The organism is Polaromonas sp. (assembly GCF_039930745.1).
Taxonomy (GTDB): Bacteria; Pseudomonadota; Gammaproteobacteria; order Burkholderiales; family Burkholderiaceae_C; genus Polaromonas.
In genome coordinates this window covers 22,536-43,595 of record NZ_JBDTTH010000022.1, presented here as the reverse complement: position 1 = coordinate 43,595, position 21,060 = coordinate 22,536, and the positions used below count along the sequence as shown (strand labels likewise).

General features: G+C 61.5%; 21 protein-coding genes. 14 read left to right on the top strand and 7 right to left on the bottom strand.

Going from position 1 to position 21,060, the window contains the following annotated elements:
* The first annotated feature begins 60 nt into the window (after positions 1-60).
* Positions 61-3,981 (top strand): ATP-dependent RNA helicase HrpA, encoded by a 3,921-nt coding sequence (gene hrpA / locus ABI660_RS09635; protein ID WP_348067303.1) that lies wholly within the window; start codon positions 61-63, stop codon positions 3,979-3,981.
* 94 nt (positions 3,982-4,075) lie between these two features.
* Here the strand turns inward: hrpA and ABI660_RS09630 are convergent, their stop codons facing one another.
* The 7 genes from ABI660_RS09630 to lptF form a co-directional block, all read right to left on the bottom strand.
* Positions 4,076-4,234, bottom strand: coding sequence for a DUF3309 family protein (locus tag ABI660_RS09630; RefSeq protein ID WP_348067301.1), 159 nt, complete (start codon positions 4,232-4,234; stop codon positions 4,076-4,078).
* A 97-nt stretch (positions 4,235-4,331) separates the two neighbouring features.
* Positions 4,332-6,557, bottom strand: coding sequence for a SulP family inorganic anion transporter (locus ABI660_RS09625; RefSeq protein ID WP_348067299.1), 2,226 nt, complete (start codon positions 6,555-6,557; stop codon positions 4,332-4,334).
* A gap of 254 nt (positions 6,558-6,811) precedes the next feature.
* A complete protein-coding gene (locus tag ABI660_RS09620) occupies positions 6,812-7,996 on the bottom strand; it encodes a pyridoxal phosphate-dependent aminotransferase (protein WP_348067297.1) in 1,185 nt (394 codons plus the stop codon).
* Positions 7,997-8,017: 21 nt separating this feature from the next.
* Positions 8,018-8,962 (bottom strand): CysB family HTH-type transcriptional regulator, encoded by a 945-nt coding sequence (locus tag ABI660_RS09615; protein WP_348067295.1) that lies wholly within the window; start codon positions 8,960-8,962, stop codon positions 8,018-8,020.
* A 93-nt stretch (positions 8,963-9,055) separates the two neighbouring features.
* Positions 9,056-9,415, bottom strand: a complete 360-nt coding sequence (locus ABI660_RS09610) for a CbiX/SirB N-terminal domain-containing protein (RefSeq protein ID WP_348067293.1) — start codon at positions 9,413-9,415, stop codon at positions 9,056-9,058.
* A 2-nt stretch (positions 9,416-9,417) separates the two neighbouring features.
* Entirely contained in the window at positions 9,418-10,572 is a 1,155-nt protein-coding gene (gene lptG, locus ABI660_RS09605; RefSeq protein ID WP_348067291.1) for an LPS export ABC transporter permease LptG, read from the bottom strand.
* A complete protein-coding gene (gene lptF, locus ABI660_RS09600) occupies positions 10,569-11,693 on the bottom strand; it encodes an LPS export ABC transporter permease LptF (protein WP_348067289.1) in 1,125 nt (374 codons plus the stop codon). The genes lptG and lptF overlap by 4 nt, the downstream gene beginning before the upstream one ends.
* A gap of 75 nt (positions 11,694-11,768) precedes the next feature.
* Between lptF and ABI660_RS09595 the strand changes: the two genes are divergently transcribed.
* The 13 genes from ABI660_RS09595 to ABI660_RS09535 all read left to right on the top strand — a co-directional run bounded on the left by ABI660_RS09595 (position 11,769) and on the right by ABI660_RS09535 (position 20,870).
* A complete protein-coding gene (locus tag ABI660_RS09595) occupies positions 11,769-13,283 on the top strand; it encodes a leucyl aminopeptidase (protein WP_348067287.1) in 1,515 nt (504 codons plus the stop codon).
* Positions 13,280-13,714, top strand: coding sequence for a DNA polymerase III subunit chi (locus ABI660_RS09590; RefSeq protein WP_348067285.1), 435 nt, complete (start codon positions 13,280-13,282; stop codon positions 13,712-13,714). The genes ABI660_RS09595 and ABI660_RS09590 overlap by 4 nt, the downstream gene beginning before the upstream one ends.
* On the top strand, positions 13,711-14,025 hold the full coding sequence (locus ABI660_RS09585) for a hypothetical protein (protein WP_348067283.1): 315 nt from the start codon (positions 13,711-13,713) through the stop codon (positions 14,023-14,025). Before ABI660_RS09590 ends, ABI660_RS09585 begins: the two co-directional genes overlap by 4 nt.
* Positions 14,026-14,376: 351 nt before the next feature.
* Positions 14,377-15,576 carry a branched-chain amino acid ABC transporter substrate-binding protein gene (locus ABI660_RS09580; RefSeq protein ID WP_348067281.1) on the top strand — a complete coding sequence of 400 codons (1,200 nt, stop codon included), beginning with the start codon at positions 14,377-14,379 and terminating at the stop codon, positions 15,574-15,576.
* A gap of 77 nt (positions 15,577-15,653) precedes the next feature.
* Positions 15,654-16,025 carry a cupin domain-containing protein gene (locus ABI660_RS09575; RefSeq protein WP_348067279.1) on the top strand — a complete coding sequence of 124 codons (372 nt, stop codon included), beginning with the start codon at positions 15,654-15,656 and terminating at the stop codon, positions 16,023-16,025.
* Positions 16,026-16,242: 217 nt separating this feature from the next.
* Positions 16,243-17,478, top strand: coding sequence for an integrase arm-type DNA-binding domain-containing protein (locus ABI660_RS09570; protein WP_348067278.1), 1,236 nt, complete (start codon positions 16,243-16,245; stop codon positions 17,476-17,478).
* A 157-nt stretch (positions 17,479-17,635) separates the two neighbouring features.
* Positions 17,636-18,271: a hypothetical protein gene (locus ABI660_RS09565; protein WP_348067277.1), complete on the top strand. Its 636-nt coding sequence runs from the start codon at positions 17,636-17,638 to the stop codon at positions 18,269-18,271.
* Positions 18,271-18,975 (top strand): hypothetical protein, encoded by a 705-nt coding sequence (locus tag ABI660_RS09560; RefSeq protein WP_348067275.1) that lies wholly within the window; start codon positions 18,271-18,273, stop codon positions 18,973-18,975. The genes ABI660_RS09565 and ABI660_RS09560 overlap by 1 nt, the downstream gene beginning before the upstream one ends.
* Positions 18,976-19,041: 66 nt before the next feature.
* On the top strand, positions 19,042-19,233 hold the full coding sequence (locus ABI660_RS09555; protein WP_348067273.1) for an AlpA family phage regulatory protein: 192 nt from the start codon (positions 19,042-19,044) through the stop codon (positions 19,231-19,233).
* The gene (locus ABI660_RS09550; protein WP_348067271.1) at positions 19,230-19,487 is read left to right on the top strand and encodes a hypothetical protein; all 258 of its coding nucleotides are present in this window, start codon (positions 19,230-19,232) and stop codon (positions 19,485-19,487) included. The genes ABI660_RS09555 and ABI660_RS09550 overlap by 4 nt, the downstream gene beginning before the upstream one ends.
* On the top strand, positions 19,487-19,687 hold the full coding sequence (locus ABI660_RS09545) for a hypothetical protein (protein ID WP_348067269.1): 201 nt from the start codon (positions 19,487-19,489) through the stop codon (positions 19,685-19,687). The genes ABI660_RS09550 and ABI660_RS09545 overlap by 1 nt, the downstream gene beginning before the upstream one ends.
* Positions 19,684-19,875, top strand: coding sequence for a hypothetical protein (locus ABI660_RS09540; protein WP_348067267.1), 192 nt, complete (start codon positions 19,684-19,686; stop codon positions 19,873-19,875). Before ABI660_RS09545 ends, ABI660_RS09540 begins: the two co-directional genes overlap by 4 nt.
* Positions 19,872-20,870, top strand: coding sequence for an AAA family ATPase (locus ABI660_RS09535; protein WP_348067265.1), 999 nt, complete (start codon positions 19,872-19,874; stop codon positions 20,868-20,870). The genes ABI660_RS09540 and ABI660_RS09535 overlap by 4 nt, the downstream gene beginning before the upstream one ends.
* Positions 20,871-21,060: the final 190 nt, after the last annotated feature.

Sequence of the window (21,060 nt, the reverse complement as noted above, 5' to 3'; positions counted from 1 at the left end):
CCCTGCTGCCTGCTGATGCGCACGCAGCGTCGATAATGGAGAGTTTTGAAACCTCATCCCTTGTCTTCTTCTCCCTTGTCCGCGCCCCTGCACATCGAGTTTCCCGAATCGCTTCCCGTTTCCGGCAAGCGCGACGAGATCACCGCTGCCATCGAAGCGCATCAGGTTGTCATCGTCTGCGGTGAAACCGGATCGGGCAAAACCACCCAGTTGCCCAAGATTGCACTGGCCATGGGCCGCGGCAAGCTCAACTATCCGCAGGGCCAGGGCCGGCTGATTGGCCATACCCAGCCGCGGCGAATTGCCGCCTCCAGTGTGGCCAAGCGCATCGCCGAAGAACTGAAAACGCCGCTGGGCGATGTGGTCGGCTACAAGGTGCGTTTCCAGGACCGCCTGAGCCGCGACGCTTCGGTCAAGCTGATGACCGATGGCATTTTGCTGGCAGAAACGCAGACCGATCCGCTGCTGAAGGCTTACGACACCATCATCATCGACGAGGCCCATGAGCGCAGCCTGAACATCGACTTCCTGCTCGGCTATCTGCGCCAGCTGCTGCCGCGCCGTCCTGACTTGAAGGTGGTGATCACGTCGGCGACGATTGATGCGCAGCGTTTTGCGGATTACTTCGCTTCCGCCAAAGGGCCCGCGCCAGTAATCATGGTTTCGGGGCGCATGTTTCCTGTGGAGCAGCGTTACCGGCCCTATGAAGAATCGCGCGACTATGACCTGAACGACGCGATCGCCGACGGCGTCGATGAACTCTGGCGCAACCCGCACAGCGCCGGTGACATTCTGATCTTTCTGCCGGGTGAACGCGAAATTCGTGAGGCTGCTGACCACCTGCGCAAACATCTGGCGCACCAACCGTTGTTCCGCAATGCCGAGGTGCTGCCGCTGTTTGCGCGTTTGAGCCAGGCCGAGCAGGACCGCATTTTCGATGGCCACACCGGCCGGCGCATTGTGCTGGCCACCAACGTGGCCGAAACCTCGCTGACGGTGCCCGGCATCCGCTACGTGATCGACGCCGGCACGGCGCGTGTCAAGCGCTACAGTTTTCGCAACAAGGTCGAGCAGCTGATGGTCGAGCCGGTGTCGCAGGCCGCTGCCAACCAGCGCGCCGGGCGTTGCGGGCGCGTGGCCGATGGCATCTGCATACGCCTATACGACGAACAGGACTTTCTTGGCCGGCCCCGCTTCACAGATCCCGAAATCCTGCGCAGCTCGCTGGCCGCGGTGATTCTGCGCATGAAGGCGCTGCACTTGGGCACCATCGAAAGTTTTGCCTTCATTGAGCCGCCGCAGGGGCGAGCCATTGCCGACGGTTACCAGTTGCTGGCCGAACTCGGCGCGGTGGACGATGACAACGAGCTGACGCCGGTAGGACGCAACCTGGCCAGGCTGCCGCTGGACCCGCGCGTGGGCCGCATGATCCTGGAGGCCCGGGACCGGCAGGCGCTCGACGAGGTGCTGGTGATCGCCAGCGCGCTCAGTGTGCAGGACGTGCGTGATCGCCCCATGGACAAGCAGGCGCAGGCCGACCAGCAACATGCCAAGTTCGACGATGAGAAGAGCGAGTTCAGTGGCTACCTCAAGCTCTGGAAATGGCTGGGTGATGTACGTGGTGGACACGACGCGGTGCACAAGCTGACCAACCGGCAGTATGAAAACCTGCTGCGCGAGAACTACATCAACATCCGCCGTGTGCGGGAATGGCGTGACATCCATTCGCAGCTGCACAGCGTGGTGGGCGAACAGAAATGGGTGCTCAACGACAAACCTGCGAGTTACGAACAGCTGCATCTGTCCATGCTGTGCGGCCTGCTAGGCAACATCGGCATCAAGAGCGATGAAGATGACTGGTACCTGGGCGCGCGCGGCATCAAGTTTTACCGCCATCCCGGGGCACGCCTGAGCAAGAAGCCTGGCCGCTGGATTGTGGCCGCGGAACTGGTGGAAACCACGCGCCTGTTCGGCCGCGGCATCGCCAACATCGAGCCGCAATGGATAGAGCAGATTGCCGGCCACCTGCTCAAGAAGCAGTTGCTGGACCCGCACTGGGAAAAGAAAGCGGCGCAGGTCACTGCGCTGGAGCGCGCCACGTTGTATGGGCTGGTGATCTACAACGGCCGGCGCGTCAACTTCGGCCGGGTGGACCCAGTGACGGCGCGCGAAATTTTCATCCGCGAAGCCTTGGTAGCGGGCAATTGGGACACCAAGCTGCCATTTCTGCAAGCCAACCTCAAGCTGATCCAGCAGGTGCAGGACCTGGAGCACAAGGCGCGGCGCCAGGACGTGCTGGTGGATGAAGAGTTGATCTACGCGTTTTACGACCAGCAGTTGCCGGCCGATATCTGCACAGGTGCAGGCTGCGAGCATTGGTACAAGGACGAGGTCAAAAAGCAGCCGAAATTGCTGCTGCTGTCCCGCGAAGAATTGATGCGCCACGAGGCAGCCGGCATCACCACGCAGGCCTTCCCGAAAACGCTGCGTCTCGGCGGCGTTGATTGCCTGGCGACTTACCTGCACGAACCGGGTGACGCCAAGGACGGCGTCACGGTCGATGTGCCGCTGTTTGCCTTGAACCAGGTGAACGAAGAGCGTTGCGAATGGCTGGTGCCCGGCATGCTGAAAGACAAGGTCCAGGCGCTGATCAAGACCCTGCATCAGCGGCCGCGTTCCCGCCTGGTGCCGTTGCCGGATACCGCAGCGCGCATGGCAGCGAACCTGCTGCAACCCGAAAAGTTTGGTGCCGGCTCGCTGACCGATGCCGTGCTCAAGCTGGTGCGCGACGCCACCTCGCTGGACATCAAACGCGGCGACATGAAGCTGGACATGCTGCTGCCGCACCTGTTCATGAACTTCCGTGTGCTTGATGAACACGGCCGCCAGCTGGGCACAGGCCGCAACCTCGGTGCGCTCAAGGGCGAGCTGGGTTCGCAGGCGCGCGGCGCATTCCAGGCACTAGCCGGGCTGAAAACACGGGCGGAGCCTGAAAACACCATTTCGGAGTCAAATCGGCCTCCAGCCCTTTCTGGACGGGCGCAATTAGCTCCTGAAACAATAGCAAACCGGAGCGTCCAGCCGGTGCGCACACCCGAGCGCTACACCAGCTGGAGCTTTGGCGAGCTGCCCGAACTGATGGAAATCAGCAAGGGCAAGCAGACCTTGATCGGATTTCCGGCGTTGATTGACCTGGGAACCGAGGGCGGTGGGGCGGTGACCATTGAAGTGTTCGACGAACCCGAGGTGGCCGCCGCCAAACACCGCGCTGGACTGCGGCGACTCTTTGCGTTGCAAATCAAGGATGCGCTCAAGTACCTCGAAAAGAACCTGCCCGACCTGCAAAAGATGGCGACAGCCTACATGCTGATCGGCCGCGCCGCCGACAACTCGGGCGGCGGAACGCTGGAAGAGCTGCGCGAGCAGATCATCGAGGTGGCGCTGGACCGGGCCTTCCTGCTGGAGCCGTTGCCGACCAACGAAGCCGATTTTTTGAAACGCATCGCCGATGGACGCGGGCGCCTGACCCTGATCGCCAGCGAAGTTGCGCGGCTGGCGGCGGCCATACTGGTCGAGTTTGCCGCAGCCCAGCGCAAGATCAAGGACACGAAAAATGCCGCTGAAGCGGCAGCCGATGCGGCCCAGCAGCTTCAGCGCCTGGTGCCCAAACGTTTCCTGACAGCCACGCCTTACACGCAATTGCAGCACTTCCCGCGTTACCTCAAGGCCATCACCCTGCGGCTGGAGAAATGGCGCGCCGATCCTGCACGTGACGCGGCCCGCCTGGCCGAACTGCGGCCGCAAGAACAGCGTTACTGGCGCCTGGTGGCAGAACGCAAGGGCGCGATGGATACACGTCTGCAGGAGCTGCGCTGGCTGCTCGAAGAATTGCGCGTGAGTTTTTTTGCGCAGGAGCTGCGCACGCCGCAGCCGGTCAGCATCAAGCGGCTGGACAAGCTGTGGGCTCAGCTGAACAGTTGACTACCCGTCAAGGCGTTGGGCACAAAGAAAAAGGACTCAAACCCCAAGGGGCTGAGTCCTTTTTTTCAGACAGGTTGCCTGACGCGTCGGTGTTTTATATCCGGCCCATCAGCAGCAACACGACCAGGATGATGACGATCAGCCCCAAACCGCCGCTGGGACCGTAACCCCAACTCCGGCTGTGTCCCCAAGTGGGCAATGCGCCGACAAGAATGAGGATGAGGACGATGAGCAGGATCATGGATATGGACATGGAAGACTCCTTGTTATGTGTGCATTGATTCTTGGCCCTTGCCTGGCTGGCGCGGGCAGGAAGGCGCGCTGACCTGCCGTCAGGGAGTTCCTACAGTTCAGGTGCCGCGCTGCAAAGCCGCCAGGGTGGTGTTGGCCAGCCGCAGGCGTTCGGCCATGGTGCGCATCACAAAGGCATGTACCTGCATGGCGCTATCGGGCGCGCTGCGCTGCAGCGTGTCGAGCGCCTGGCGCGTCAGCGCCCAGACCACGGCATCGCATTCGGCCAGCACCGTGGCCGAGCGTTCCGCGCTGGAGTAAAGCCCCATTTCACCGGCGGTGGTGCCACCCATCAGGCTGGCCAGCCGCTGGCCGTTGTCCTGGCCGCGCAGGGTGACAGTCAGTCGCCCGCTTTCAATCAGGTACAGCGTGGCATCGGACATTTCCCCCTGGTGCATGAGCACCTGACCCGTTGCGAGTACGCGGCGCTCCAGCAGGGGCTGCAGCGCCGACCAGTGCCGCGCTTCCCCAAGTTCGCGCATCATCCACGTTGCCAGCGTCTCGTCTTCCGAGGCAGTGTCCTGGCCGTGGGCGGTGAGCAGGGTTTGTTCGGCAACCTCCAGGGCCTGGTCCAGTGTGTCGTGAATGCCCAGTGTGGCTGCGGCACTTCCTTGCGCCAGGGCCGCCTGCACGGCGGGCTTGAGGCCGCTGAGCGCCAACTGCACACCGGCTGCCTGGGCCAGCTGCGCGATCTTGGTGAAGGTCATGCCTGCCGATGAGTCGGCGCTGGCCACGTGGCTGAAGTCGAGCACCAGGATGCGCGCAGCCCCAGGGCCGGCCGACGTTGCGGCGAGAAAGCCGCGCACCCGCTCGAGCACGGCGTGGGCGCTGCCGAAAAAAATCATGCCGCGCAGCATCAGCACCCGCAGCTGGCCGCCATGCCGGTTCAGCAGCTGGCGCTGCGCTGCGGGGCGCACCACATTGCTGTGCAGGGTGATGCCGTCCAGGTCGTGCTGGACGACGCCGACACGGCTGTAATTGAGTGCAAAGTTCAGGCAGGCGGCTACCATGCCCACCAGCACGGCAATGGTGAAGCCCACGCTGGCGGTGATGGCCAGGATGGCCAGCACCAGCGCCCAGTCTGCGCGGTTCAGCCTGATCCGCGGATCGAACACCCATTCGCGCAGAATCGCCAGCCCGATGTACAGCAGGAAGGCGGCCGGCACGATTTTCGGGATCCAGCCCAGCACAAAGCCGGCGCCCAGCGCAGCCAGGCCGCAGACTGCGGCAGCCAGCATGCCGGCTGCGCGCGTCCTGGCGCCGCTTTCCAGCATCACCGCGCTGCGGCTGACCGACACCAGGCTGATGCAGCCACCGCTGCAGGCGGCCAGCAGGTTGAGCCAGCCGTGCGTGCGCAGTTCGTGGTCCAGCGAAATGTCGCGCTTCGACATGATCTCCAGCCCGCTGGCGCCCAGCAGCACGGTGATGGCGGCAACAAACGCCACGGCCAGCATGTCGAGCGATTGCCCCGCGAGCCAGGACCCGTCGAAGCCGGCAACGCGGGTGTCCAGCAGCGTCCAGGGCGCCATCCACCGCGCGCCTTCCATGCTGCCCAGCAGCCAGCCTTGCTGGCGGGCCGTTTCCATCGAGCTGCCGGAGAGCAGCAGCGCGATGAAGAATGCGGCGCAGGCGCCGAGCAAGACCAGCGGCAGCAGCACGGGGGACTGCTCCTTGCGGAAGACGAAGAGGAACGCCGCTGCGAGGGCGATGGTGGCAAGCAGCCGCGGATCGGCCAGGTAGCGTGGCCATTGCGTGAGAAGATCCCAGCCCCAGGGAAGGTCCACTGCCACCTTGAGCGCCCCGGCCGCGATCAGCCAGCCGGTGGAGGCAAGGAAACCGCCAATCACCGGAAAGGGCACATAACGTACCCAGGCCCCCAGCCGGCCAAAGCCCAGCAACAGGAACAGCAACGCGCACAGTAGTGTGGTGACGAACAGGAGCAGCAGCACGTGTTCGAGCGGGCCCTTGAGCGCAACCGCATCCACTCCTGCACCCTTGACCGTCACCGTGGCTGCCATGGCCGCGAGGATGGACAAGGTGCTTCCGTCAGGCCCGGCAATCGCGAAGGGAAGTTCACTGCGCCAGGCCAGCCAGAACGCACCCAGCACGGCACTGACCAGGCACAGGCCGATGCCCAGGGGCAGCCACTGTTTCAACGGACCGGAAAACAGCAGCGCTGCATACGAGATGGCATAAACCACGGCGACCATGCCAGTGATCAGCCCGCCTGACAGCTCGCGTAGGCAGTCGGTGTGCGCAGGAAGCACTGCGCTGCGCTGGTTCATGCCGGTTCGGGGGAGCGCGTCATGCGTTGCCGGTGGGAGTGGGAGGTGGGGAGATTATGCAGAACAGTCTGTGCTTCGAAGCCTTCTTGCTTCTGCTGTTTGTTGTTTGCTAGCAAGCCGGGGGTTGCCCGGCCTGCTGGCGCACCACAAACCGGTGATAAAAATCCGCACCAGCCGACGGCTAGAATTAAAAAGTAAAACTGGCCTCTAGCCCTTATACAGCGGGCGCCACCAGCTATCAATGCAATAGCATGCTACAGCTTGGATAGACGCTCCAGCGCCATGTTGAGCGTCTCGTCTTTCTTCGCAAAACAGAAGCGCACCACGCGCTGGTCGAAACCATTGCCGTAAAACGCCGACAGCGGAATGGCGGCGACGCCAATTTCGGTGGTGAGCCACTTGCAGAAGTCGGCTTCGTTCAGCTCGCTCACTTCCGAGATGTCCACACACTGGAAGTAGCTGCCCTCACTGGGCAGGAGCTTGAAGCGGGTTTTTGCCAGGCCGGCGCGGAACAGGTCGCGCTTGCGCTGGTAAAACGCCGGCAGGTCCAGGTAGGGCCGTGCATCAAGCATGTAGCTGGCCAGTCCGTACTGCACCGGTGTGTTGACAGTGAACACATTGAACTGGTGCACCTTGCGGAACTCGGCCGTCAGGGAAGCGGGCGCGGCCACATAACCGACCTTCCAGCCGGTCACATGGTAGGTTTTTCCGAAGCTGCTGACGATGAAGGCACGCGCGGCCAGGCCGGGGAAACGCGCGGCACTTTCGTGCACGCGGCCCTGCGCGGCGTCGAACACCATGTGTTCATACACCTCATCGCTGATCAGCAGCACGTCGGTGGGCGCGAGGATTTCCTGTAGGCGCAGCATGTCTTCGCGGGTCCAGACGGTGGCGCTGGGGTTGTGTGGCGAGTTGATGATGATCGCGCGTGTCCCGGGGGTGATGGCGGCGGAGATCTTGTCGAAGTCGGGGCGGAAGGTACCGGGGGTCAGGGGAACGCGCACCGCGACGCCGCCGGCCAGCTCGATGTTGGGCACGTAGCTGTCGTAACACGGCTCAAGCACGATGACCTCGTCACCGGGGTGCACCACGGCCAGGATGGCGGTGATGATGGCCTGGGTAGCCCCGGCGGTGATGGTGATTTCGGTGTTGGGGTTGTAGCTGCGGCCGTGCAGTTGCTCCAGCTTGGCGGCAATCGCCTCGCGCAGCACCGGCACGCCGGGCATGGGCGGGTATTGGTTCAGGCCACGAGTCATGGCGTCGGTGACGGCGCCGACCAGCTGCGGGTCGCAGTCAAAGTCCGGGAAGCCCTGTCCGAGGTTGACCGCGTTTTTTTCCGCGGCCAGCGCCGACATCACGGTGAAGATGGTGGTGCCCACGGCGGGCAGCTTGGTTTGCAGTTCAGGGGTGCGTACGATGGCGGGGGTCGTGGTCGTCATGGTGTGCGGTGTGAAAAGTGCTTACAGTTCAAAATCGCCGTGGCGGCTGCTCATGGCCCGCACGATCTGGGTGCGGTCGAGTTTGTCGCTCAGCAGTTCGGCAAACTTGTAGACGAAGTTGCGCAGGTAGGCGCTGCGTTTGAAAGCCACACGCGCCACGTTCACACCGAACAGCTGGCCGGCGGGCAGGGCGACCAGGTCGGCGTTGGTGCCATCGTCCTTGAGCGCCATCTCGGCCACAATGCCGACGCCCAGACCCAGGCGCACATAGGTCTTGATCACATCCGAGTCAATGGCTTCGAGGGCGATGCGCGGCTGCAGGCGTTTGGCCGCAAAAGCCTGGTCGATCTTGGTGCGGCCGGTGAACGAGGGGTGGTAGGTGATCAGCGGTTGTTCAGCCAGGTCTTCGAGCGTGATGGTTTCATGTTTGGCGAGCGGGTGATCCAGCGGCAAAACCAGCATGTGTTGCCACTCATAACAAGGCAGCGTGACCAGTTCTTCATAGTGCGTCAGTGATTCGGTGGCAATGCCGATTTCGGCCACCTCGTCGATCAGCATGCGCGCGACCTGGTCGGGCGAACCCTGGTGCAGGCTGACGTTGACCTTGGGAAAGGCTTCGCGCAATTTCGCGACCGGCACCGGCAGCACATAGCGCGCCTGGGTGTGGGTGGTGGCAATCGACAGGGTGCCGCTGTCCTGCGCAGAGAATTGCTCGCCGATGCGCCGCAGGTTGCCGACCTCGCGCATGATGATCTCTATGCTTTTGAGCACATGTTCGCCGGGCTCGGTCACGCGCTTGAGGCGTTTGCCGTGACGCGCAAAAATCTCGACCCCGAGTTCTTCTTCCAGCTCGATGATGGCTTTGGACACCCCGGGCTGCGAGGTATGCAGGATGCGTGCGGTTTCGGTGAGGTTCAGGTTGCGCCGGACGGCTTCCTGGACAAAGCGGAATTGATGAAGGTTCATACCTGATTATCGCTAATTATTCGCTTTATTATGCCTGCTTGGTACTAAGCAAATCAGGCGAAAACCGAAAAAATAAACGACGGAGCCACGATTTCAGGAGAGGGCGATGTCGGCCATCAGTGCGGCCAGCCGCGGGTGTTCACCGGCTGTTGGCAGCAATTCCACCGGCACGCCGGGGTGTTGTGCCCGGACCTGCGCGACCAGCAAAGGCAAGTCTTCCCGGGCATGTTTGCCGACACCCAGAAATAGCGGGAAAACCCTGATCTGCCGGGCGCCAGCAGCTATCGAATCGGTAGCAGCCTGGGTCAGATCCGGGCTGCACAGCTCCAGGTAGGCGCAGCAGACCAGCGCTTCGGGGTCGCGCGCGCGGATGGCATCGGCCACCGCTTCGATGGGCAACCGCCACAGCGGATCGCGCGAGCCATGGGCAAGCAGGACAATGCCACGCCTCACCGTCAACGCCTCAAGACCAGCCAGCCGAAGGCGCCCAGCGAGATGGCCGTGTACAGCAGGCCCGGCGCGGCGGCGGCCAGCCAGGGTTGCCAGTTCTGCAGGTTGCCGATGTAGCCAAACACGTTGTTGAGCAGGAAGAAGCTGATGCCGATCATCACGCCGCCGAACACATAACCGGCAATGCCGCCGCTGCGAAAGTGCAGGTAGGCAAAGGGCAGGGCCAGGACCACCATCACCAGACAGCTCAGCGGATAGAACACCTTTTTCCAGAATTCAATTTCGTAGCGCTGGGCGGTCTGGCCGTTGGCATTCAAATGGCGGATGTAGGTGAACAGGTCGATGGTACTCATGCGCTCCGGCTTGAGCACGGCCACCGAAACCATTTCCGCGCTGATGTCCGTGGGCCAGCGGAACTGTGCGATCTTGTTGATGGTGATTTTCGCGGAATCGCGGCCGGCCACGGTGCCAGAGGCCTGGCCCGGCTGCACGGTGAAGTCGGTGCGGGTGACGTTTTCCAGCCGCCAGGAGTCGTCGGATGCAAAGCGGGCGATGGCTGACTGCGTGATGGACACCAGCAAGCCCTTGTTGTTGAACTCGAAGACTCGCACGCCCTGCATCTCGTTGTCGGCGGACAAGGCCCCGACATTGACCACGTAGCTGTTATAGGCCTGTTTTTCCTTGAGCCAAGCCCCCGTCTGGCCGACGGTGATGCGGCCCTGGTAGCGGGCCTTGAGCAGCCGGGCGCTGCGGTCAGCGGCCGGCGCCACGTAGTCGCCAATGGCAAAACACAGCACGACAAAAACCACGCCCAGCGTCAGGAGCAGCCGCAGGGCGCGCCAGGGCTCCAGGCCGCTGGTACGCAAGATGGTGTATTCCGAACTCTGTGCCAGCCGGGCCATCACAAAGATGGTGCCGATCAACACAGAGATGGGAACCAGCTCATACAGGTGGCTCGGAATCAGCAGTGCTACATAAAGCAGCGCATGGCGGATCTGGTAGATGTTGGCATCGACGCCTGTGCCTCCTGCAGCGTTTTTGCCCAGGTACTGCAGCTCGTCCACCAGGTCAAAAAAGAAGAACAGCGCCAGAAAGCCTGCAGCCACAAAAGCGATGGAGGCCAGGACCTCGCCGTAAATCAGGCGGCGAATGGTTTTCATACGGCCACCTTGCCGGCCTGCCGGTGGGCGTGCAGCTTGCGTTGTCGGCTGACGGCCCCCTTGATGGTCCAGTTCAGGTGGCGCTTGGACAGCCAGCCCAGCGCCACCAGCAGGGCGCCGCCGTGCAGGGCCAGCACAAAACCGGCGAAATTGGCTGCGCCCACGGTGATCCAGCTCTGGCCCAGGTTCAGGAGATTGTGATAGACCACAAAAGTGAAGAGTACAAAGATCAGGTTGCCGCTGCGTCCCGCGCGCGGGTTCACACTGGCCAGCGCGAGCGCAATCACGACAAAGTTGATGGCTGCCAGTGCCATGCCCAGGCGCCAGGCAAGCTCGCCCCGGTTGCCGGGGGTGGGCGAACGCAGGAGTTCGCGGGTGGATTTGGATTTTTCGGGAGTGGTCCCGTTGATCAGCGGGCTGTCGCCGGCCCGGCTGCCGTATTCCGCAAATTCGGTGATCTTCAGCGCCGACCGGCCGATTTCACTTTCAAGCCGCTGGCCATTGTCGAGCAGCAGCATCTGGGCATTGCCCACGGTCTGGATGCGGCCGGAACTCGCGGTGGTGACGGAGTTCTTGCCTTTTTCGGTCGATGCAATAAACACGTTGTTGCTGGCTTTTTCCTGCGTGACGTCGCGGTCGATGAAAAAGACGCGGTTACCGCTGGACGATTCCTGGAATTGCCCGGGCGAGACCCGCTCGAGATCGCCGCGCTGCTCGTAGCGGTCCTTCATGTCCTGGGCCTGCTGGTTGGACCAGGGCCAGACAAAGATCGACATCAGCGTGATGACCAACAGCACCGGCCACGCAAAGCGAAACAGCGGAACCAGGAAAAAAGCCAGGCCGCGGCCGCTGACAAACCACACGACCATCTCGCTGTCCCGGTACATGCGCGACAACGTGCTGACCATGGCAACAAACAGCGAGAGCGTCAGGATGATGGGCAGGCGCCCCAGCGCCGAATAACCCATGACCATCATCACGTCCTGGGGGTTGACACTGCCGCGGGAAGCCTGACCCAGGGTCCGGATCAGGATGATGGTGATCACGATGGTCATCAAAACCACAAGGGTGGCCCCAAAACTGCGCGCCAACTCTTTGCGGATCGAAGATTGGAATAACATTACCTGAAACTTTGCCTCATTTGCTTAACAACACCAACGCCTGACCCCCGCGCTTGCGACGCCCAATCCCCAATTATGGACTTTGAACTCAAAACCCTGACCCCCGCCCGAATTTGCACTGAAAAATGTGATGCCCTGATCGTCCTGCTCGCCGGTGAGACCCCCACCGGAAGCGACGCAGTGTCGAAAATGGCGGCGTTGGCGATCGGGGCTGGCGACTTTGAGAACCGGGCAGGCAAGCTCCTCAGCGCTTATCGCGTCCAGGGCATAGCCGCCACCCGGGTGCTGCTTGCCGGGGCCGGCGATGGCAGCGCCAAAAGCGTGCGGTCTGCCGTGCACGCAGCGATGGTCGCCCTGAAAAATACCAACGCGCGGCGTGTGCTGCTCAGTTTTTGCGCGCTGCCGCAGGCCGGACAGGAGGCGGTAAGGGCCGCCGTGCTGGCCTGCGCCGATGCTGCTTACCTTTACAGCACCACCAAATCGAAGCCAGCCGAACAAAAGCTCAAGCAGGTGGTGGTGGCCGTGTCTTCGCTGGCGGCCAGCCGCGCGGGGTTTGACAAGGGCGTGGGTCTGGCCAAGGGTCTGGCACTGACCAGGGAATGGGCGAACCGGCCGGCCAACCATGCGACGCCGACTCTGCTGGCGCAGGCCGCCAGGGAACTGGGCAAGCTGCGCAAAATCAAGGTCGAGGTGCTCGGGCCACGGGAAGTCGCCAAACTCGGCATGGGTTCGTTCATGGCCGTCGCCCAGGGCTCGGAAGAACCACTGCGCTTCATCGTGCTGCGTTATGACGGCGCCGCCAAGGCAGAAGCACCCGTGGTGCTGATTGGCAAGGGCATCACCTTTGACACCGGCGGCATCTCCATCAAACCCGCCGCTGAGATGGACGAAATGAAATTCGACATGGGCGGCGCAGCCAGTGTGCTGGGCACCTTCCGGGCGCTGGCGGAGCTGCAGCCAGCGCTCAATGTGGTGGGTCTGATCCCGGCATGCGAAAACATGCCCGATGGCCGCGCCATCAAGCCCGGTGATGTGGTGACCAGCATGAGTGGGCAGACCATCGAAATCCTCAACACCGACGCCGAAGGCCGGCTGGTGCTGTGTGACGCGCTGACCTATGCCGAGCGGTTCAAGCCACGCGCCGTGGTGGACATCGCCACCCTGACCGGCGCCTGCGTGATCGCGCTGGGCGGTGTGCGCAGCGGCATGTTTTCCAGTGATGATGCGCTGGCGCAGTCGCTGGCCGCCGCCGGCGACAGCTCGCTGGACCTGTGCTGGCGCATGCCGCTGGATGACGAATATGCCGATGGCCTGAAGACCCATTTTGCCGACGTGGCCAACGTTGCCGGGCGTGCCGGCGGCGCCATCACTGCGGCCAAGTTCCTGCAGCGCTTTGCCGGCAAGTTTGCCTGGGCTCACCTCGATATTGCCGGCACGGCCTGGAAAAGTGGTGCCGCCAAAGGCGCGACCGGACGGCCCGTGCCCTTGCTGGTCGATTTCCTCTTGGGCCAGGTGCAAGCTACCCGGTCGACGGCCAAAGTGCCCGCAAACAAACGACCGGCCAAACCGGCGTCCAGAACCCGCGCATGACCGAAGTCGCCTTCCATTTCAATGTGCCGGACAAGCTGGTCTACAGCTGCCGGCTGCTGCGCAAGGCCTGGAGCAGCGGCGCACGCGTGGTGGTGACCGCTGAGCCGGACACCTTGAGTCGTCTGGACCAGATGCTCTGGACGTTTTCGGCCCTGGAATTCGTGCCGCATTGCCGTCTGACGGCAGCGCCGGTCACCGTTGCGGCCACGCCGGTGGTTCTCGCCGGCTCGCTTCAGGCCTGCCCGCACCACGACGTGCTGGTCAACCTGGGGCCGCAGGTCCCCGAAGGGTTTGAGCGTTTCGAGCGCTTTATTGAACTGGTCACGCTGGACGACGATGATCGTGCGGCGGCACGCAGCCGCTGGAAACATTACACCGACCGCGGCTATGCGATGAAGCGGCATGACTTGGCCAGCGCAGGAACGCCATGAGCCGTCCGCCGCCTCGCTTTGTGCCCACGCTGACGGAGGTGGTTGCGTCTCCGGCTTCGGCTACCAGGAGCCCGCCAGGGCCTTCTACCGTGGACCAGCAGCGCGTGCAGGAGCAAATGGTGCACCGCGTGATGCAGCGTGTCGATTTGACGCTGGACCGGCTGCTCCGCGAGACAGTGGGCCGACTGGTCCTGGAGCACACCCAGGCCCTGGCGCCCAGCCTGCGCGACGAAATCGAGATCGTTGTACGGCAGTCGGTCAACCAGGCCTTTGAGCAGGAGCTGGCCAGCCAGTTGCTGGACAAATCCTGAAGTGGGCTGCCCGGTGGCGGCCGCATCATCCTGAGGAGTGGCCGTCTGGCCTGCTCATGATTCACACAGAAGAGGCGTGCCGACGCGGCACATTGCCGGCATTGAATTGAGCTGTTCGCACCTTGAAAAATCAGCCTTGACGGCATCACGGTTTGCCCCTGATTCGCCTTGCTTTGAGCTTTATTAGCGATGCTAATACTCGATCACTTTCGTTTCTTTCTCTGCCTCGGCAGCGCAACACTAGGGCTCCTTGCTATGGTGCGGGCGCGGAAATTGCGTTATGTTCGTGGCTGTTGAGTAAAAAAATCAGTTCTCAACCATTAACGGTAATTTCCTAATTGGAGTGTATTTATGCAAATGAAATGGACTGCGGTCGCTTTGGCCGCCATGTTGGTTGTGGCTTGCGGCAAAAAAGAAGAAGCTGCACCTGCCGCTACCGCACCTGCACCTGCTGCCCCGGTTGCTGCAGCTCCCGCACCGGCTGGTGATACGCTCGTCGTCAAGATTGGTCACGTGGCACCTGTGTCCGGTGCCCAGGCCCATTACGGAAAAGACAATGAAAATGGCGTGCGCATGGCCATTGAGGACCTGAACAAGCAGGGCGTCATGATTGGCGGCAAAAAAGCCACCTTCGAGATCGTCGCCGAAGACGATGCAGCCGATCCGAAACAGGGCACCGCTGCTGCACAGAAACTGTGCGACTCCAAAGTCGCTGGCGTCGTCGGTCACCTCAACTCCGGCACCACCATTCCTGCTTCCAAGGTTTACAACGACTGCGGCATTCCTCACGTTACGGGCGCTGCCACCAACCCTGACCTGACCAAGCCCGGCTACAAGACCACCTATCGCATCATCGCCAATGACCTGGCCTTGGGTGCTGGCCTGGCGTTTTACGCCGCCGACAAGCTCAAGCTGAAGAAGGTTGCCATCATTGATGACCGTTCCGCTTACGGCCAGGGCGTTGCCGATATCTTCAAGAAAACAGCCAAGGAAAAGGGCATGACCGTGGTTGACGAGCAGTTCACCACCGACAAAGCCACTGACTTCATGGCTATCCTGACCGCCATCAAGGCCAAAGGCCCTGACGCCATTTTCTACGGCGGCATGGATCCACAAGCCGGCCCGATGCTGCGCCAGATGGAGCAACTCGGCATGAGCAAGGTCAAATACTTCGGTGGTGACGGCATCTGCACCTCCGAGATTGCCAAACTCGCTGCTGGCGCGAAGACCCTCGATAACGTGATCTGCGCTGAAGGCGGCGCATCGCTGGCCAAGATGCCTGGCGGCACCGAGTGGAAAAAGCGTTACGACGAGAAGTACCCTGGCCAGTTTCAGGTTTACAGCCCGTACACCTATGACGCGACCTTCGTTCTTGTTGACGCCATGAAACGTGCCAATTCCATCGACCCGGCTGTCTACACCCCCGAGCTGATCAAGACCAGCTTCAAGGGCGTGACAACCACCATCGAATTCCTGCCGAATGGCGAGTTGAAGAACCCGGCCATTACCTTGTACAACTACAAGGAAGGCAAGAAAACCGCTTTGGAATAAATTTCCCGGCTCAGCAGAAAAGCCGCCGCAAGGCGGCTTTTTTACGTGCTCTTCATTCCCGGATTTCAAGGAGATTCATGTCAAACGTTGTTTCGCCCAAGCAAATCGCTGCCGGGCTGACCGAACTCTGGTCGCCCCGCGTTGTCGGCGAAGTGGATGACGCCTACATCAAGGTTGCCAAAGTTCATGGCTCGCTTGCATGGCACAGCCACGAGAACGAAGACGAGCTGTTTTTCATTCTCAAGGGCCGCTTGCGCATTGAGATGGAAAGCGGGCCGGTCGAGCTCAATGAAGGAGAGATGTTCGTTGTACCGAAGGGCGTGCGCCACAATCCCATTGCCGAAGAGGAGTGCCATCTCATGCTCATCGAGCGCAAGTCCACGCTCCACACAGGTGATGTCGCGACCGGAAAGACGCGCTCGCTTGCCGAACAGCTGCGGCCGGTCTGAGTGGTCGCCAATAAAAAACGGACCCGAAGGTCCGTTTTTTGCTGACTGTCTGGCGGAAAGGGCGTCCCCCGGGAACTTTGTTCATCCCGCACCATGCCACCCCAAATTTGACACTTTTCAGAAGAGGAGATTGAAATGAGTTGCGCCAACTCGTTTCAACCCATATCATCCACTAACTAATTCTTTGTGGGAACTTTAGTGAGAACTGAAAAGTTATATGCCAAAAAAAGCGCTTGAGCTCGGCGCCCTTCAGGTCAGCAGGCTGACCGCTGAGGGGCGCTACGCCGTCGGTGGGGTGGCCGGCCTACACCTGTGGGTGAAGGACACGGGAATGCGTTCCTGGGTACTTCGCCTCACAGTTGGCGACGTGCGCAAGGACATGGGAATGGGCGGCTATCCTGATGTCACCCTTGCAGGTGCACGGGAGGCGGCCCGCCGCGCCCGTGATCTGGTGGTGCAGGGCATTGATCCCGTGCAGCAGCGCCGGGATGCTCGGGCGCTTTTGATGGCAGACAGCGCGAAGGCAAAGACCTTTGCCGAATGCACTGCGGCCTACATCGAGGCCAAAGGCGAAGAGTGGCGCAACGCCAAGCACCGCCAGCAGTGGGCCAACACGCTGGCCACCTATGCCGATCCTGTCATCGGCCGGCTGAGGGTGCGCGACATCACCCTTGCTCACATCCTCGACGTCCTGCAACCGATCTGGAAAACGAAGACCGAGACAGCCGTGCGAGTGCGAGGCCGCATGGAAACCGTGCTCGACTGGGCTGCCGTGCGGGGCTACCGCGACGGCGAGAATCCCGCCCGCTGGAAAGGCCACCTCGAGCAGATGCTGCCCAAGCCGTCCAAAGTTTCCAAGGTCGTACACCATGGCGCCGTCCCGGTTGACGGCCTGAGCGAGTTTATGACCGCGCTGCGCGCCATGCCAGGCACCGGCGCCCGCGCGCTTGAATTCGCGGTCCTCACCGCGGCCAGGTCAGGGGAGGTGCGCGGCGCCACCTGGTGGGAGTTCGATATCCCCGGCAAAAGCTGGACCATCCCCGGCGAGCGCATGAAGGCCGGCAAGGAGCACCGCGTCCCACTGTCCAAACAGGCTTTGCAGCTGCTGGCCAGCCTGCCGCGCATCGAGGGCACCGAGTTTGTATTTCCAGGCGTCAAAGGGCAGCCGCTGAGCGACATGACCCTCAGCGCAGTGATGCGCCGCATGGAGGTGGACGCTGTGCCTCACGGCTTCCGATCAACGTTCCGGGACTGGGCGGCAGAGCGCACAAACTTCCCGCGCGAGCTGGCCGAAATGGCGCTTGCGCATGCCATCGAAAACAAGGTGGAGGCCGCCTATCGGCGCGGCGACCTGCTGGCCAAGCGCATGCAGATGATGCAGGCATGGGCTGATTTTTCCGATACGCCTCTCAAAAAGGGCAACGTAACCCCGATTGGAAAGAACCGCGCATAAGCGCACCCGGCGCCGCAGCGGCCCTGCGGTAAGGCGCCAGCCAAGGTGATACACCACCAAGGCTGGCTGACCACAACGAAAGAAGGACTTTCACCATGGCTACCGCTACTGTACAACGGACCCCCGCTGCACTTGCCATCATGGAGGGCAAGTGATCATGAAAGCTTTTCAAGACTGCACCTGCGAGACGTTCTTGCTTGACGACGCCGAGATCGAGAGGAGACATAACAAGGGCTGGCCCTACACGAGAGAGAGCTTTCTCTACACAGTCACAGGCCACTGGGACGCCCTTAGTCGGCTCGGCATCACAAAAGGTGTAGAGCGTCCTAAGGGCCGAAAGCGGGTAAATGACGGTAGCTTCGGCGAGCGCGAGATGTGGAAAATCCGTGCTGCGAAGTATGGCCAATGGTCACTGACACTCTCGCTCGATAAACCAATCGATGCGATAGATACACTGATCCTGGACAACCAAGCAGCATCGCGGCCTCCGCTTGGTGACGTTGCAGTAATTGAGGCGGAAAGGCGAGAGGCTTCGGCAATATTGGAAGTTGGAACGGAGGTCGATCTTTGGTTCGATAACGAAGGCCCTCCCCGCCGCGCGACTATCTCGAGGCCTTACGGCCCCATGGTTGTCCGATCACCAGATGCTGGCCAATATGTGAACAAAGGCGATAGGGTTGAGTACCGCTGTGGCTATGCTACGAAAAACGACAAGGGCGAGGAAGTCTTTCTCCCCGCCCATATGGTGACACCCGTGGGCGAGAGCTATGGGCACTTGCGGCTTGTACGCTGATGGCCTCCACGAGCGCGAAAACAAGGGCTGATGCCGTGGTGAAGAAGACGCAGGAAACACTGCTTGACCCGTTCACGGCAGAGGCAGAACAACATTACAACGCGGCCGAGCAGGTGCTGGCACGAGTTGAGCCAGCCTGGGCCAAGGCCGCGTTGTATTTCCGAACCCACGAGCATTTCGGACACCAACCAGGTACTAGACGGATGCAAAGTCTGGTGCGAATTCACGAGCGGTTGGAGGTATACCGAAAGCGGTTGGCATCGGGTGACACGATGGCAATATTGCAGGCGGTTCACTCTTGTGCGAATGAAAATTTACCATTGCCGACATGGCTTGCAATTGCCTTCAGTGAAGGATTGAAGGGCTTTCTAAGCGTCGGTGGGGCGCCCTCATTGGATGAGGTTTTTAAGAGCCCACGTTTATCAACTGACACAGCCAAGAAAGCAGCAATTGATCGCCAAGACTGGCAGCTTGGGGGCACTATTTGGCGTGATGTTTGGAAGATAGTGCGGCGCGACGAATCGATCCTAAGCGTTGACGCCGCATTTAAGGCAGCACTTGCTGCCGAAGATTACGGCGTGAAGAAGACGAAGGCGAAATCACTAGTCGCCATGGTGGAAAAAAACCAGCTTGAACACCTCGGCCACAACAATACGCTTTCGCGGTTTTTGGAGAAACGGCGAAAAGCATTCCCCAAAAGCTAGTGCGTAAATAAAGTTCACCTCACACAAGCACAGCGCATCCCGCGCTAACTGGTAGTGAGGTGAAAAATGACCATCGCAAGCTCCCCCGCAGTTCGCGTTCAACAGGCCGGCGTCTTGATGGGCGTGTCGGCGAATACCATCTGGCGCTGGGCAAAAACCCGGCCTGACTTTCCCCGTCCAATCAAGCTCAGCCCTCAGACAACGGTCTGGAAGGAAGCCGACCTGATCGCCTGGCGCGACAAGCAGGCGGCTAAATGACCGCCCCGCGCCAATCAATTCTGCAAATGGCCAAGCAGATGGCAGGGGACATGCCGACGCTGAACTTCCCGCCGAACTTGCTCGCGCAGATCGATGCCGGCCGCCATCTGGCGCGGGATGTCATTGCGTCGATCAAGGAGGGCGGCCAGTCGCCCGAATTGCTGGTCTGTTTCACAACATTGGCGCTGAAGGCCCCTGGCGAAATCGGCCGCGGCTACATGCGCGAGCTGAGTCTGGCGCTGGGGAGGTCGTAATGGACGCCACATACCGCCCAGAAAAGCGCTATGCCACCATGCAGGCCCGTGCTGCGCTGGCCGGCGTGACGCTGCAGCGCATCGAGGACGACCGCGGGCGCGAAGTGTTCATCGTCTCACGCTGGGCGATGACCCGCGAGATTGCCACTCTGGACGACGTTGAAGCCTGGCTGGCCCGCATCGAAGGGCGGTGCGCATGAATTCAGTCCAACAGGAAACCCCGGCCGAGATCAAGGCGAAGGCCGAGGCCTGGTTTCTGCGCCAGTGCGCGATCAGTGCGCAGGCGCTGGGCTCGAGCTGGCCCAGGCATAGGGAATGGGTGGAGGCGCACCTGAAACAGGAAATCAGGGAGCGGCTGATTGCCCGTGGGTGGAGGCCGAAAAAATGACCAAAGCCGCCGAGGTTTTCGCCGAGCTTGAGCCCGGACCAATTCCACCCCAACGACGCAAGCCCAAGCAGCCGGCGCCGTTGATCTACCAACCCCCGCCACCAACCCGAATCCGCGACATCACGGAGCTGCTTATGTCTGAGCTTACCCCTGTTCAATACGTCATCCCCGGCTGGCTGCCGGAAGGGCTGACGATGCTGGTCGCGAGCCCAAAGATCGGGAAAAGCACGCTGATGCTGCAGATCGAAGTCGCGCTGGCCACCGGCGGGACGTTCTGGGGCGAGGATGTACCCGCCGGCCGCGTGTTGATGATCGACCTGGAGACCAACGAGCGCCGGCTGCGCCGCAAGCTGGTAGAGGCCGGCATTGTGGACCTGCCGGAAGGCATGCTTCGATACGCCACCGACTGGCCCAAGGGTTTGTTGGGCGTGGAGCAGATCGCCCAATGCCTGGAGGAAGACCCGAGCATTCGCTTGGTGGTCATTGACACCCTGCAGCGTTTTCGTGATTCCGGGACGGGCAAACAGAACGCCTACGCCGCCGACTATGAGGCGCTGGCCCCCTTGCAGCAGCTGTGCCGCGATACCCCGGGCCTGGCCATCGTGTGCGTTCATCACAAGCGCAAGGCCGCCAGCGACGATCCTATCGACAGCATCAACGGATCGGCTGCTATCGCAGGCGCCGCTGATGGCATCTGGATCATGAGCCGCAAAGGCAGCGAGTACACCCTGCACATTCAGGCCCGCGACTGGGAGAAAGACGAGGACGAGTTCAGCATCGTGCGTGAGGCTGGAAAGTGGCAGCTTGTTGACGGACCGCGCTTCACAGAGAACGAGCGCGAGGTCTTGGGATACCTGGACGTTGCAGGCGGCATGACGGGCCCGCAACTTGGCGAGGCACTTAAGGTCAGCAGGCAGGCCGCGCTTTCTCGACTGAACCGGATGCGTGACCGCGGCGCCGTGGTCTTCCGTGAGGGCTCATGGCATGTTGCTTAACAAACTTACGTTGTCTTATATGTCTATGTTGTCTGTGTTGCATAGGTTGTCTGATGTTGTCGGGGTTGTCGAGAGCGACAAGGGTGGACAACATGGACAACACGACAACCCGGGGCCATCACTTCTTTGCAAGATGGTGTTTCCGGACACCACTCAGTCCCTCATTCCGGGATTATTTCGCCCGTATGAA

What these genes read in the sequence shown, in the direction of transcription:
- ABI660_RS09630 (WP_348067301.1), bottom strand. Translation starts at nt 4,234, where the DNA reads ATGTCCATATCCATGATCCTGCTCATCGTCCTCATCCTCATTCTTGTC.
- ABI660_RS09625 (WP_348067299.1), bottom strand. Translation starts at nt 6,557, where the DNA reads ATGAACCAGCGCAGCGCAGTGCTTCCTGCGCACACCGACTGCCTACGC.
- ABI660_RS09620 (WP_348067297.1), bottom strand. Translation starts at nt 7,996, where the DNA reads ATGACGACCACGACCCCCGCCATCGTACGCACCCCTGAACTGCAAACC.
- ABI660_RS09615 (WP_348067295.1), bottom strand. Translation starts at nt 8,962, where the DNA reads ATGAACCTTCATCAATTCCGCTTTGTCCAGGAAGCCGTCCGGCGCAAC.
- lptG (WP_348067291.1), bottom strand. Translation starts at nt 10,572, where the DNA reads ATGAAAACCATTCGCCGCCTGATTTACGGCGAGGTCCTGGCCTCCATC.
- lptF (WP_348067289.1), bottom strand. Translation starts at nt 11,693, where the DNA reads ATGTTATTCCAATCTTCGATCCGCAAAGAGTTGGCGCGCAGTTTTGGG.
- ABI660_RS09595 (WP_348067287.1), top strand. Translation starts at nt 11,769, where the DNA reads ATGGACTTTGAACTCAAAACCCTGACCCCCGCCCGAATTTGCACTGAA.
- ABI660_RS09590 (WP_348067285.1), top strand. Translation starts at nt 13,280, where the DNA reads ATGACCGAAGTCGCCTTCCATTTCAATGTGCCGGACAAGCTGGTCTAC.
- ABI660_RS09585 (WP_348067283.1), top strand. Translation starts at nt 13,711, where the DNA reads ATGAGCCGTCCGCCGCCTCGCTTTGTGCCCACGCTGACGGAGGTGGTT.
- ABI660_RS09580 (WP_348067281.1), top strand. Translation starts at nt 14,377, where the DNA reads ATGCAAATGAAATGGACTGCGGTCGCTTTGGCCGCCATGTTGGTTGTG.
- ABI660_RS09575 (WP_348067279.1), top strand. Translation starts at nt 15,654, where the DNA reads ATGTCAAACGTTGTTTCGCCCAAGCAAATCGCTGCCGGGCTGACCGAA.
- ABI660_RS09570 (WP_348067278.1), top strand. Translation starts at nt 16,243, where the DNA reads ATGCCAAAAAAAGCGCTTGAGCTCGGCGCCCTTCAGGTCAGCAGGCTG.
- ABI660_RS09565 (WP_348067277.1), top strand. Translation starts at nt 17,636, where the DNA reads ATGAAAGCTTTTCAAGACTGCACCTGCGAGACGTTCTTGCTTGACGAC.
- ABI660_RS09560 (WP_348067275.1), top strand. Translation starts at nt 18,271, where the DNA reads ATGGCCTCCACGAGCGCGAAAACAAGGGCTGATGCCGTGGTGAAGAAG.
- ABI660_RS09555 (WP_348067273.1), top strand. Translation starts at nt 19,042, where the DNA reads ATGACCATCGCAAGCTCCCCCGCAGTTCGCGTTCAACAGGCCGGCGTC.
- ABI660_RS09550 (WP_348067271.1), top strand. Translation starts at nt 19,230, where the DNA reads ATGACCGCCCCGCGCCAATCAATTCTGCAAATGGCCAAGCAGATGGCA.
- ABI660_RS09545 (WP_348067269.1), top strand. Translation starts at nt 19,487, where the DNA reads ATGGACGCCACATACCGCCCAGAAAAGCGCTATGCCACCATGCAGGCC.
- ABI660_RS09540 (WP_348067267.1), top strand. Translation starts at nt 19,684, where the DNA reads ATGAATTCAGTCCAACAGGAAACCCCGGCCGAGATCAAGGCGAAGGCC.
- ABI660_RS09535 (WP_348067265.1), top strand. Translation starts at nt 19,872, where the DNA reads ATGACCAAAGCCGCCGAGGTTTTCGCCGAGCTTGAGCCCGGACCAATT.